The 13,116-nt window shown below is 36.4% G+C and carries 12 protein-coding genes and 1 pseudogene; 8 read left to right on the forward strand and 5 right to left on the reverse strand.

The annotated features are described in order from the left end of the window. The coding region (gene lpdA / locus VLB74_RS07665; protein ID WP_325202869.1) for a dihydrolipoyl dehydrogenase at window positions 1-1,184 on the forward strand (1,184 nt) is incomplete at its 5' end. A gap of 67 nt (window positions 1,185-1,251) precedes the next feature. Here lpdA and VLB74_RS07670 read toward each other — a convergent pair. From VLB74_RS07670 to VLB74_RS07680, 3 genes are all read right to left on the reverse strand, one after another. Then, the gene (locus VLB74_RS07670) at window positions 1,252-1,632 is read right to left on the reverse strand and encodes a DoxX family protein (protein WP_325202870.1); all 381 of its coding nucleotides are present in this window, start codon (window positions 1,630-1,632) and stop codon (window positions 1,252-1,254) included. Window positions 1,633-1,696: 64 nt separating this feature from the next. Next, window positions 1,697-2,599, reverse strand: coding sequence for a DUF4349 domain-containing protein (locus VLB74_RS07675; RefSeq protein ID WP_325202871.1), 903 nt, complete (start codon window positions 2,597-2,599; stop codon window positions 1,697-1,699). 164 nt (window positions 2,600-2,763) lie between these two features. Further along, complete coding sequence (locus VLB74_RS07680) at window positions 2,764-4,488, reverse strand: tetratricopeptide repeat protein (protein WP_325202872.1); 1,725 nt, start codon at window positions 4,486-4,488, stop codon at window positions 2,764-2,766. 244 nt (window positions 4,489-4,732) lie between these two features. Here VLB74_RS07680 and VLB74_RS07685 point away from each other — a divergent pair, with 244 nt between their 5' ends. The 4 genes from VLB74_RS07685 to VLB74_RS07700 are packed head-to-tail and all read left to right on the forward strand — an operon-like array spanning window position 4,733 to window position 9,768. Continuing rightward, complete coding sequence (locus tag VLB74_RS07685; RefSeq protein ID WP_325202873.1) at window positions 4,733-6,022, forward strand: anthranilate synthase component I family protein; 1,290 nt, start codon at window positions 4,733-4,735, stop codon at window positions 6,020-6,022. A gap of 15 nt (window positions 6,023-6,037) precedes the next feature. Further along, window positions 6,038-6,412 carry a hypothetical protein gene (locus VLB74_RS07690; RefSeq protein WP_325202874.1) on the forward strand — a complete coding sequence of 125 codons (375 nt, stop codon included), beginning with the start codon at window positions 6,038-6,040 and terminating at the stop codon, window positions 6,410-6,412. Between the two features lie 6 nt (window positions 6,413-6,418). Further along, on the forward strand, window positions 6,419-7,723 hold the full coding sequence (gene tilS, locus VLB74_RS07695) for a tRNA lysidine(34) synthetase TilS (RefSeq protein WP_325202875.1): 1,305 nt from the start codon (window positions 6,419-6,421) through the stop codon (window positions 7,721-7,723). After that, window positions 7,723-9,768 carry a protein-disulfide reductase DsbD family protein gene (locus tag VLB74_RS07700; RefSeq protein WP_325202876.1) on the forward strand — a complete coding sequence of 682 codons (2,046 nt, stop codon included), beginning with the start codon at window positions 7,723-7,725 and terminating at the stop codon, window positions 9,766-9,768. Before tilS ends, VLB74_RS07700 begins: the two co-directional genes overlap by 1 nt. A 30-nt stretch (window positions 9,769-9,798) precedes the next feature. On the opposite strand, the gene VLB74_RS07705 is transcribed toward VLB74_RS07700, so the two are convergent. Beyond that, complete coding sequence (locus tag VLB74_RS07705; protein ID WP_023572339.1) at window positions 9,799-10,176, reverse strand: PH domain-containing protein; 378 nt, start codon at window positions 10,174-10,176, stop codon at window positions 9,799-9,801. Window positions 10,177-10,347: 171 nt separating this feature from the next. On the opposite strand from VLB74_RS07705, the gene VLB74_RS07710 reads away from it, so the two are divergent. Beyond that, window positions 10,348-10,962, forward strand: a complete 615-nt coding sequence (locus tag VLB74_RS07710) for a DUF6705 family protein (RefSeq protein ID WP_325202877.1) — start codon at window positions 10,348-10,350, stop codon at window positions 10,960-10,962. Between the two features lie 78 nt (window positions 10,963-11,040). Here the strand turns inward: VLB74_RS07710 and VLB74_RS07715 are convergent, their stop codons facing one another. Further along, a complete protein-coding gene (locus VLB74_RS07715) occupies window positions 11,041-11,265 on the reverse strand; it encodes a hypothetical protein (RefSeq protein WP_325202878.1) in 225 nt (74 codons plus the stop codon). Window positions 11,266-11,372: 107 nt separating this feature from the next. Between VLB74_RS07715 and VLB74_RS07720 the strand changes: the two are divergent. Next, window positions 11,373-12,215 (forward strand): annotated as a pseudogene (locus tag VLB74_RS07720) (YifB family Mg chelatase-like AAA ATPase); the annotation flags it as partial. 164 nt (window positions 12,216-12,379) lie between these two features. Next, the coding region (locus VLB74_RS07725; RefSeq protein WP_325202879.1) for a hypothetical protein at window positions 12,380-13,116 on the forward strand (737 nt) is incomplete at its 3' end.

The following is a 13,116-nucleotide window of genomic DNA, read 5'->3' on the forward strand; positions in this document are numbered from 1 at the left end:
CAGGAGACGTAAAAGTGAATTTGGAGAAAATGATTGCACGCAAACAGGCAGTTGTTGATCAATCTTCAGGCGGTGTAAAATATTTAATGGACAAAAATAACATCACCGTTTTCAATGGTGTTGGTTCATTCGAAAATGCAACTACGGTTAATGTTACCAAAGCAGACGGTTCTGTAGAGAAATTGGAAGCTAAAAACGTAATCATTGCTACAGGTTCAAAACCATCATCTCTACCTTTAATCAAAATTGATAAAGAAAGAATCATTACTTCAACAGAAGCTTTAAAATTAAAAGAAGTTCCAAAACACCTTGTAATCATTGGTGGTGGAGTTATTGGATTAGAGCTAGGTCAGGTTTACTTACGTTTAGGTGCTCAAGTTTCTGTTGTTGAGTTCATGGACAGAATTATTCCGGGTATGGACGGAGGTTTGTCTAAAGAATTGACAAAAGTGTTGAAAAAACAAGGAATGAAATTCTACACTTCTCACAAAGTTCAGGCTGTTGACAGAGCAGGAGAAGGTGTCGTTGTGAAAGCAGAAAACGCAAAAGGTGAAGTGATCACTTTAGAAGGTGACTATGCTTTGGTTTCTGTTGGCCGTCGTCCTTATACTGATGGATTGAACGCTGATAAAGCCGGAGTTAAAATTACTGAAAGAGGTCAGGTTGAAGTAAACGATCATTTACAAACATCGGCTTCTAACATTTATGCTATCGGTGACGTAGTTCGCGGAGCGATGTTAGCACACAAAGCGGAAGAAGAAGGAGTAATGGTTGCTGAATATTTAGCAGGTCAAAAACCACATATCGATTATAATTTAATTCCTGGTGTAGTTTACACTTGGCCTGAAGTTGCCGCTGTTGGTAAAACAGAAGAACAATTGAAAGAAATTGGCGTAGCTTACAAAGCCGGAAGTTTCCCGTTCAAAGCATTAGGTCGTGCACGTGCAAGTGCTGACATCGAAGGTTTTGTGAAAATCCTTGCTGATGCTAAAACAGATGAAGTTTTAGGAATCCACATGATTGGTGCCCGTGCAGCGGATTTAATAGCTGAAGCAGTAACAGCTATGGAATTCCGTGCTTCTGCTGAAGATATTTCAAGAATGTCTCACGCACACCCAACTTTCGCGGAAGCTATCAAAGAAGCGGCTTTAGCAGCCACTGATAACAGAGCATTACACGTGTAATTCTGAATGATATTAAATAAAAACCCGTCTTGTTTTACAACGAGACGGGTTTTATTTTTTGGGATATTTAACTTGCGAATATTCCCTTATAACTTTCCCAACTTCTGTAAATCAGGAAGATATTGCTTAAAAAGACAAAGATCGCTATTGCTATCGAAAATCCCGATTGAATCAAAAAAACATTGATAAGCAAAATATTGATGGAAACCGGAAAAAACACTAAGCTGAATAGCTTTATGAATTTTCCGGTCAGAAATGACAAACCGCTAAGGAATTCAACTATTTTTACTAACGTCAGCAAATATTTTGTAGCTTTAAATCCTTCAAAAACGGTTTTCAGGTCACCTGTCAGCTCCGGCTGCTTATCAAATGTCAAAAAGTACGAAATGGAAGTGAACAGCAGCAGAGACCCCAAAAGAACCCTGATGATAATAGTTGCGACTTTCATAACTTTTATTATTTTAAAGGTTTCTACTACAAAGTTAATGAATTAATTAACAGGATGTTATATTTTAGCTTTTGGTTTTGTAGTATTTTTTGTAGATAAAATAACCTCCGAAAAGAATCAGGATAAAGCCCCATAACTGAACGATAAAAGCGATGATGTTTTCAAGAAAATACCAACCGGTTTTTAAAGAATCCAATAATTGTAATCCAATATGAGGTCGGTATGCATCAATGCTTTCTTCACTTGCCAGCATTTCGTGTCTGATGGCTTCGTTTTGATAAATCTGAAGAGTTAGCGTACTGAAATTAACCTGATCCTTTAGCGAAAGATTCTGTAATTTGCTGTTGTCGTTCTGCTCTTTTTTGTCGGCTAGTGTCTGTTCGGCATCGATTACGGAATTTAATTTCTTCCCTTTGGTATCAATCGCTTTTTCAAGTCTTTTTTCGTTGGAATCTGATCGGTTTTGTTTCATCTGATTGGCCAACAATTGCAACGAAACATCATCAGCTTTAATAACCCTGAAATCCAGAAAATTAATCTGTTTTGCAATTGTTTTGATTACCGTATCCATTTTAGTATTCGGAACCCGAATGGTGATATCGTTCTTAACCTGATATTTTATGGTTTCCAAAATACTGTCTTTGCTGACTTTGGTCTCGTTTCTCTCCGAAATTTCACTCTGCAGATTGGTATACGTGACAAAACCTCCAAACTTGGTTGTGGCATCTTCAATAGCATAAGTTGATTTAGCAACGTTCTTGACTTTAAATTTTATGTCGGCCGTTCGTATGAATTTCCTGTCCGAATCTTTTTTCTCAACTGCTGCCGATGATGAAACGACATCACTTGAATCGGTTTCCGTTGTTTCTGATGTGGCATAATCTACTTTTTCTTCCATTTTTTCCTTGCAGGAAACGGCTAATCCAATTACAAGCAAAGCCAGGCCAATTCTAGAGACTGTTTTCATAAAATTACTATTTAAAGGGTTGATGTTACTTTGTAAAGTTGTAATAGTAATTTTCAGTCAATAGTTTCCGGCTTTAGTGGGTTGTTTTATTGTTTTGGTTCCAATAAAAACCGTGCCAGAAATTTCGGAATCCGGATCAGGTATTAAAAATATTTTTTTACAAGTTATTTAATTCTCGAAGAAGTGAGTGTAATATCTGCAGTAGCCCAGCTTTTTGCAATCAGTTGTTCCATTTCTTTTACTTTGGCTTGATTGCCCAGTTTTTCATAAGCCAATTTTAATCCATGATAAGCCCAGCCGTTTTTCGGTAATCGTTTTAAATCTTCTTCATAAACTTTAATAGCTTCATTGTATTTGCCGGCTTCAATAAAAACGGCTCCCAAATGATGGCGTACAGAGAAAAACCAATCCGGCGGTTCATTGTAATTCAGACCATCCTCAATAGCAATGGCTTTTTGAAGTAAATGGATACTTTGGGTATAATCTCTTTCGGAAGCTAAAATTTCAGCATTCAGGACTTTGGCGGCTATATTTACGATGGAACTCATGGAATTGATTTGCCAGATGGTCATTTTCTCAAGTGATTTATCATTGGCAAAAACCTGAAGTTTCATCAATTCAGTTTTGGCTTTGCTTAAATCGTTTTTTCCTAAATAAGCCATTCCTCTGGCATAGTGTGAAATCGCTTTCGGGTATTTTAAAGTGTCAGAAACCAATTTTATCTTCAGGATATCATCCCATTTCCCAAATTTCACCGAAACGAAATACGGAATCATATAATAATGCTGTAAAGTTTCCAATCCGGGAATTATCATGTTTTGAGGATGCACCAATTTTGCGGTTTCATTGGCACCAACCATTGCCCATTTCGAGTTGCCTTCCAACGTGGCTGTACCGGCCATGAAATGATAATTGTGAGGGTAGTAGCCGATAGGATAAGCTCCTTGCGCATGGCACATGGTCACATAAGCGCTGTCTACTTTACAGGCATTAATGTTGGCCATGGTACCTTTATGATAATCACCGGTTCGGATGTAAATGTGTGAGGGCATGTGTACCAAATGTCCAAAAGAAGAAGCATTTCCATCATCAAAAAATTTGGCAGAGGCATAACCTCGTTGCGGAGTATTGGAAGCCTCAACGGCGTGAATATAAAAGTGGTTTGCTCCAATGTGTTTGGGATCTTTCTTTAGAATTTTCTCCATCAGAGAAACAATTTCAGGTGTCCATGGTTTTGGAGTTCCGTTTTTTTCGTATAAATCCCACGGATGTAAATCCATCACGGATTCGGCGTACAATGCATTAATATTGATATCATCGGGAAATTGTGCATTGACTTCTTTCATCGCATTCGAATAGGCAATATCCAATTTACTTCTGTCTTCAACGGGTTTTTCCACATATCGTTTTGAAAGTGCCTGAATCAGTGCTCTTTCCTTTTCTGAAGCTTTGTCTTGGAGTTTTATTGCCTGCTGTATGGCTTTATAAGCTCTTTCATAATTGTCGGGTTCCATTCCGGCATTGTAATTCGGACCCAAAACGTAGGCAAATCCCCAAAAAGCCATCGCACATTCGGGATCGAGTTTTGTGGCATAATGAAAAGATCGGGCAGCTTCAGCGTGATTAAAACCATACGCCAGCGCCAATCCCTGATTGAAATACTTTTGTACTTCCGGGTTTTTGGTCGTAATCGGATAATCAATAACATCCATTCCTTTGAACAACGGTGCTTTGTTATCTGAAGTATACCATTTGGCATCGACAACCGGCGGGGCACAACTCATGCTGTTCGTTCCGGCCACCGGTTTTTCCGTGGTCTTGGGAGTATTTTTTTTACATGAAAAGATTAGTATTGAGGCAAACATCAGGAAGAGGACTGCTTTTTTCATAATTTCATATTTAGTGTGAAAATACATATAAAGTTACTTAAAATCAGTGACTTATTAATTTGTTGTAAAGGTTTTTTGGAGCGAATGGTTCGGGAATTATCAGCAATCCGTTTTCCCGTTTTCCGCTCTACAAGGTGCTGCTCCAACCGGGGCTAAAGGAAAAGCCATAGCCTGTTTATGAACTTGGTAAAATCTTTGCAAACTTTACAGTTAAGCAGTACATTTACCTTTTAAATAAGACTATTTGAGAACTTCTGTTTTTAAACATATTTCGGATCCCGATTCTTTTAAAACGCAACTATTGGTCTGGTCGCAACAATTCCGTGAAGTCGTTTTTCTGGACAGCAACAACTATCCGCAACATTATGGAAGTTATGATGTTGTGCTGGCAGCCGATGCATTTACTTCGATTAAAACCGATTATCAAAATGCTTTTGAGGATTTGAAACAGTACCAACAGCAATCGAAAGACTGGTTGTTTGGCTATTTGTCCTATGATTTAAAAAACGATGCAGAAGATTTAAAATCTCAAAATTTTGACGGCTTGCATTTTCCGGATTTGTTTTTCTTTCAGCCAAAGAAACTTTTCCTGTTGAATGGCAACGAACTGGAAATCTGTTATCTGAATATGTGTGAGGATGAATTGGAGGAGGATTTTCTGGAAATAGTTGAAAGAGAAAAGGAAATAGGGAAAAGTCTTTCATCAGTAACTATTCAGCAGCGCATTTCAAAGGAAAAATACCTTGAAAAAGTAAACGAAATGCTTTTACATATTCATCGCGGTGATATTTATGAGGCTAATTTCTGTATGGAATTCTTTGCCGAAAACGCCGAAATCAATCCGCTTGAAATCTATGAAAAACTAAATGCCATTTCGGAACCTCCGTTTGCGGTATTTTTTAAGAACAACATCAATTACCTGCTGTCAGCATCACCGGAACGCTATCTTCGCAAAGAAGGCCTGAAAGTTATATCACAACCTATAAAAGGAACTGCAAAACGTTTGTTTGATGAAGAGCGGGATAATCAATCTAAAACCGAATTATCTGAAAATCCGAAAGAACGATCAGAAAACATCATGATTGTGGATTTAGTCCGCAATGATTTGTCGCATACCGCCACAAAAGGTTCGGTTCAGGTGGAAGAATTATGCGAAATTTATTCGTTCAAACAAGTACATCAGATGATTTCAACTGTGGTTTCTGAAGTTAAGGAATCAACTTCTCCTTTGGAAATCATCAAAACCACTTTTCCTATGGGAAGCATGACCGGAGCACCGAAAATTTCGGCAATGAAAATCATCGAAGAGCTGGAGGAAACCAAACGCGGTTTGTACAGTGGGGCAGTGGGGTATTTCACGCCAAATAACGATTTCGATTTCAATGTGGTAATCCGCAGTATTTTGTACAATTCGAAAGAGAAATATGTTTCATTTTCTGTGGGAAGCGCTGTAACAGCCGAATCGAAGCCTGAAAATGAGTATGAAGAATGTTTGTTGAAGGCTAAAGCAATGAGAGAAGTTTTATCAGAGTAACTATAGAGATTATCAATGTTCAGTCAGAAAGTTTTATTTTTAGTTTCGTTAATTGGTGGGATAATCATCGCATTAGTCGGTATTCATCTTAAGTTTACTGAGACGATTGCAGGAAGTTATACTTTTAGTAAATATGGTGGCGTAGGTTATGGAACCATAGATGGGAACGGAGCATTGCTTGTAGGGATTTCAATTTTATTATTTTCAGGCTGGACTTACTATGAATTCAAAAAAGAGCGTGTCGATAGGATAAAAAGGATGGAAGATGAGGGCAAAATGGAACGGGATGCCAGAATAAAAATAATTCTCAGAAGATCAAAAACAGATTTAAATACCTTTCTTTATAACAGAAAAGAATTTTATAAAAAACATAAAATAGATAAACAATAATAATAAATGCTTCAAAAGTTCCAAAATCATATCAATAAAATTCTTCCTTTTCTTAGAGAGAAGAAACTCCTTTTGGCGGTTAGTGGAGGCATTGACAGTATGGTTTTGATTCATTTGTTGCATCAGCTGAAATTTGATATTTCAGTTGCACATTGCAATTTTAATTTGCGTGGCAATGAAAGTGATGGTGATGCGGAATTTGTGAAATCAATATGTGGTAAAATTAATATTGATTTCTTTTTAAATTCTTTTAAAACAAGTGAATACGCCAGTTTAAATAAACTTTCCATTCAAGTCGCGGCACGACAGTTAAGATACGATTGGTTTAACGAATTACTGGAAATTGAAGGTTTTGATTATTTACTTACAGCACATCATTTAGATGATTCCATCGAAACATTTTTAATCAATTTTACAAGAGGAACCGGGCTAGAAGGGTTAACCGGAATTCCGCAGCAAAATGATAAAATCATTCGCCCGCTTTTGATTTTCACCCGAGAAGAAATTGAGAATTACGCCAAAGAAAATCAAATTCAATGGCGTGAAGACAGCAGCAATGCATCCGACAAATACCTTCGCAATAAACTCCGCCACAAAGTCATTCCTATTCTAAAAGAGCTCAATCCCGGTTTTTCAAATTCTTTTTTGCAAACGCTCGAAAATCTTCAGCAATCAGAATCGATGGTTGACGATGCTTCGCGAATTGTTTACCGAAAAGTGGTGAAAGATGTTAATTCTCAAAAGATAATTAATCTTGAAGAGTTGATGATTTTACCAAATTATCAGGCCTATTTGTATCAATGGCTGAAGCCTTTCGGGTTTACGGCTTGGAATGATATTTACGATTTGGTTGAGGCGCAATCCGGGAAACAGGTTTTTTCGGAAAAGCATCGGTTGTTAAAAGACCGTAACACGCTCATTTTAACTAAAAAAAAAGAAATTGAAAAGGAAGTTTATGCTGTTTATCAAGAGGTTGAAAATAGTGAAATTCCACTAAAAATATCGGTTTGTGACAAAGGAGATATTACTTTCGGTAACAAAGACATTATCTTTGCTGATAAAGATACGTTAAAGTTTCCTTTAGAATTTCGAAAATGGGAAGAAGGTGATTATTTTTACCCCTTCGGAATAACCGGAAAGAAAAAGCTCAGTAAGTATTTTAAAGATGAAAAATTCTCGCTGGTTGAAAAAGAAAACACGTGGCTTTTATGTTCTGAAAATCAAGTGGTTTGGGTAGTTGGAAAACGAGCAGACAGACGATTTTCAGTGAATGAAACAACACAAACTATTATAAAAATTGAATTGAAATAATGAGGAAGTTAAGCGCCCTGCTGGTATTGTTTTTTACTTTTTTGAGTGCTCCGGCACAAATTCTTAACCCGGTTTCCTGGAAAACTTCAGTTGAGAAGAAATCGGATACCGAAGTGGTTTTGGTTTTTGATGCTGTTATCGAACACGAATGGCATCTGTTTTCTCAATTTACACCGGAGGGTGGCTCTCAACCAACTGTTTTCCAGTTTAAAAACGCCAAGGGAAACTATGATTTGGTAGGTAAAACAAAAGAAAGCCCGTATAAAAAGGTTTACAGTGATGTTTTCGAAGTCGATGAATACATGTTCGAAAACAAAGCGCAATTCCGTCAGACGATAAAAGTTACAAATCCAAATGTAAAATCGGTTTCGGTTACTGTGGAATATCAGGTTTGTAAAGAAGCTTGTATTCAACAGGATAAGACTTTCGATATTAAATTACCGGCTTTATCAGTAAAACCATCTGATGTTGTTGCTACTGCTGATGCTGCTACTACGACGGTTCCAGATACCGTTTCAACTGTTGCTGAAGTTAAAGCCGATTCTGTTCCTTCATCTGAAAGTAAAGAAACAGCTGCGCCAATCACCGAAAATGAGCATCCAAGCAAGAAAAAATCGGATGAGAAAGGTGTTTTCATGATTTTCATACTGGCATTCTTCTCCGGATTTGCAGCATTGCTTACTCCATGCGTTTTCCCGATGATTCCAATGACAGTGAGCTTCTTTACCAAACAGAGCAAAACCAAAGCACAGGGAGTTAAAAACGCTATTATTTACGGAATTTCAATTATCCTTATATACGTTTTATTAGGTTCTTTGGTGACCGCAATTTTCGGTGCCGATGCCTTGAACTCCTTATCTACAAACGTTTGGTTTAATCTGATATTCTTTGTTTTATTGGTGGTTTTCGCCGCATCGTTTTTGGGTGCGTTTGAAATCATGCTTCCGAATTCATGGGCGAATAAAGTTGACCGTCAGGCGGATAGAGGTGGGATTATCGGAATCTTGTTCATGGCGTTAGCCTTGGCAATTGTTTCGTTTTCATGTACAGGACCAATCGTTGGAACATTATTGGTTGAAGCAGCTTCTAAAGGAGGATTTGCCCCGGTTATTGGTATGTTGGGCTTCTCAATGGCGTTAGCTTTACCATTTATGTTGTTTGCCATGTTCCCGGGTTGGTTAAATTCTTTACCAAAATCTGGAGGTTGGCTAAATACCGTAAAAGTATTTTTAGGGTTTTTAGAGTTGGCTTTAGCGTTTAAATTCCTTTCTAATGCTGATTTGGTGCTTCAGATGCATTTGTTGGAAAGAGAGATTTTCCTGGCAATATGGATTGTTATTTTCGGAACCCTTGCGTTTTATTTATTTGGGAAAATTACCTTGCCGCATGATAGTCCGCTTTCCCATATTTCAGTAGGAAGATTGCTTTTGGGATTATTGGTTTTATCCTTCACTATCTATTTGATTCCGGGACTTTGGGGTGCTCCGTTGAAACTGATTTCCGGATTCCCGCCACCAATGACGTACAGTGAAAGTCCGTATGGTTTAGGTGGGGCAAAAGGGAATGGAGGCGGATCGGCTCAAATATTACCGGCCGGAGCACATTTGGGAGCGCACGATATCGTAGCTTTTGAAGATTACGAAAAAGGTATGGCCTACGCTAAATCGGTTAACAAACCGGTTCTTTTGGACTTTACTGGATTTGCATGCGTGAATTGCCGTAAAATGGAAGATTTTGTATGGTCGAAACCAGAAGTTCTTTCGATACTAAAAGAAAAAGTGGTTTTGATTTCATTGTATGTGGATGACAAACGCGAATTGCCTAAAAACGAACAATACACCTCCAAAGAAACAGGAAAAGAGATCGTAACCATTGGAAACAAATGGAGCGATTTTCAGATCACAAAATATAAAGCGAATGCGCAACCGTATTATATAATTTTAGATACTGAAGCGAATAGCTTGTCAGAGCCGGTAGGGTATACTCCGGATGTCAACGAATACAAAAAATGGTTAGAAGATGCAATTGCAAAATTCAAGAAATAAAAAAAGCCACTCAATCGAGTGGCTTTTTTGTTATTTAAGGATATGCTGACTTAAAATCTGATATACTTCGTTGATGTTGTTGTCTTTTCCAAATTGCTTTTTGATTGGAAGGGTTTCTCCGGTTACCCAGATTTTCAACTCTGCATCCAAATCTAATAAACCAGCGCTTTCTTTAGAAAATTTTTTGATGCTTGAGTACGGAATTGACTGGTAATCTACTTTCGAACCTGTTAATCCTTGTTTGTCAACCAAAATCAATCTTTTATTAGTGAAAACAAACATGTCACGAACAATTTTGAAAGCTTTTTCGATGTGTTCCCCGTTGATTAAGATCGGTTGGAATTCCTGTGAAATTTTTTCGGTGCTTACTTCAGAAGCATTACCCATGATGGCGTTAAATAATCCCATTATGTTCTTACGTTTTTAAATTTTTATAAAAGTATGAAAAATATGGAAACTAAGTCGGTTAAAGAATTCGGAAGCACTGTATTTGTAATAATTGCAAGATGATTTCCGTAATTAATATCAGGTGTAAAGTATCTAAATATTCTTATATTTAGTTTTCAATTATTTCAGAGTATGAAAAAATTAATTTTTTTATTAGCGGTAAGTGTATTGGTAAGTACCAATGTAATAGGACAAACATTGTCAATCGAGCAATTAGGTATGACGCCAAAAAATGGAGCATACTATAAAGACAACGAAAATTTATTAAATAACTTTGTTGGTACTTGGTTATATACAACCGGTAACACATCTCTAAAATTTGTACTGAAAAAAGTTACTAGATATAATTATAATCCAAATTATTCAGAAGATTTGCTAGTAGGGGAATATGAATATATTAAAAATGGTGTTGTGGAGATAAACACTTTAAATAACATTAATAGTACTTATATTTTTTCACATAGTATACATGGAAACACTGTCCTTTATTATGATGAAAAACCTCCATGTAATGACTGCACAGTTAATGAAAAAAGGTTGCGAATAATTTTTGAAGACCCAATCAAGGAAACAGCTGGAGATCTTTTTTTAAGAAGAGTTACCGTAGCTGGACAACAAGCTATTTCTGTGCAGTTTTTAGGAGATGGTTTTAAATACACTGGAGGGCCAAATGTAGACAATATAGTGCGAACTTATGTAGAAGAAACAGTTCCAAATGGAGTATATGTATTAATAAAACAACCTTAAGCAAATTCTACATATTCTTGTTGTAAAATAAGAGAGACATTTATTAATAGTTTTAAAGGGAGTAGTTTGCTCCCTTTTTTATTTCATTAACTTATCAGCTACCAAACAAATCAATTCATAATCAACCTTTGCAACACCAAAAACCGCTTCAATTCGATCCCGAATTTGGTGGATGTGGTTTCCTTCTGGGGATCCGTTCAATTTTATTACATCATGTATCGGACATATATGGCAATTCTGAATTAGATATTCCCCAATCGAATCATCAAACATTTCTTTCATTTTAAAAACCAGCTTGAGCATTTCGTTTTTTGATTTTCATATCGATACTCATCAATTGGATTTTAAGGGATTAATTTGTTTTTTTAAATTTATAAGAAAATTACTATTTTTGAAAAAATTTATAAGCCATGTTAGTAAAAGTATTTGGAAGTTCCGTATTCGGAGTAGATGCCACAACCATTACCGTAGAAGTAAACATCGATAAAGGAGTCGGCTACCACTTGGTAGGATTACCCGATAATGCCATAAAAGAAAGCAGTTACCGCATTGCAGCTGCTCTAAAGAATAATGGTTATCAACTCCCCGTTAAAAAGATAACCATCAATATGGCTCCCGCCGATTTGCGTAAGGAAGGTTCCGCTTACGATTTGACCATAGCTATTGGAATCCTGGCAGCCACTGGACAGATAAAATCGGAAGAAGTCGGTAAATACATTATTATGGGAGAACTCTCCCTCGATGGAGGAATGCAACCTATAAAAGGTGCTTTGTCCATAGCCATAAAAGCAAAAGAAGAAGGCTATAAAGGTTTCTTCCTGCCCAAAGAAAATGTCAAAGAGGCCGCCATAGTAACCGGACTCGATGTTTACGGAGTTGAAAACGTGTTGGAGGTAATAGATTTTTTTGAAGGCAAAGGCACCATAGAGCCAACAGTAATAAACACCCGTGAAGAATTTTATAAAACATTAGATTATCCCGAATTTGATTTTGCCGAAGTAAGAGGGCAGGAATCCATCAAGCGCTGTATGGAAATTGCTGCTGCCGGAGGACATAACCTCATCCTTATTGGACCACCGGGAGCCGGAAAAACGATGTTAGCCAAACGATTGCCGAGTATCTTACCACCCATGACCTTAAAAGAAGCATTGGAAACTACCAAAATCCATAGTGTAGCCGGAAAGGTGAAAGATGCCGGGTTAATGAATCAACGTCCTTTTCGGAGTCCGCACCACAATGCTTCTTCAGTAGCGCACAACAATGTAGGATAGTACCGAATATTGATAAATTAGAGAGTAACAATCATTTATCTAATTCGATTTATAGAATGTCAATGAAGGTGCTGGTAGATAAGGAGTGGAAAAACATAAGAATTGGTGCATGATTTTTTTATATTTTTACCTAAAACATAGTTATAATGAATTTGAATTTTAAGAAATCCTTAGATTCGATTAATCAGTATTTAAGTTTGATAATCATTGTACCCGCTCTATTAGGGGGGTTATGGCAAATAATTGAACTATCTAGGATATCATTTTCATTCATTAGATTCTTTTCAGTATCACAAATAATACCTGATGGTTTATTGATACTTCTTTTCGTTTTAACTTTTGGAGTATCATCCTTAATACTGATATGGTTTATAGAAAGATATAGTAAACAAAAAAGTGATTTGAAGAATGAAAAAGAGAATAGATTGCATGGCATAATTTTTATTCTATTATTTATTGTTTGTTGTGTTGTAATATTTTTCTTTAATAAGTTTGTGATTGAGAATATTGAACACTTTATTAATTTAGTTATATTTTTCCCAATAAATATTTTAATTTGTTCTATTGCATATACTTCTTATAGTCAAGCCTCAAACGAATTTAGAAGTTTAACATCAAAAATGTTTTCGTATGCCGTTTTTGAGTTAGTCCAGACAATATTTATATGTGCTTACCTGATTATATTTATTTTTCTAATCGCCAAGTTTCATGAGGTCTTTTTTCTTCCCAATGAATTAAGAAACATAGATAACTTAATTTGTAAAATAGAAAAGGTTGAGCCTTATACTAATCACGAAATACTTTATACTAACGATAAATATATTTTCGTTAGGCTTCATAAGTTCTCAAAGAATAAAAATGGAAAAATTAATACAAGTGAAAT

It is taken from the genome of Flavobacterium sp. (assembly GCF_035456225.1).
Classification (GTDB): domain Bacteria; phylum Bacteroidota; class Bacteroidia; order Flavobacteriales; family Flavobacteriaceae; genus Flavobacterium.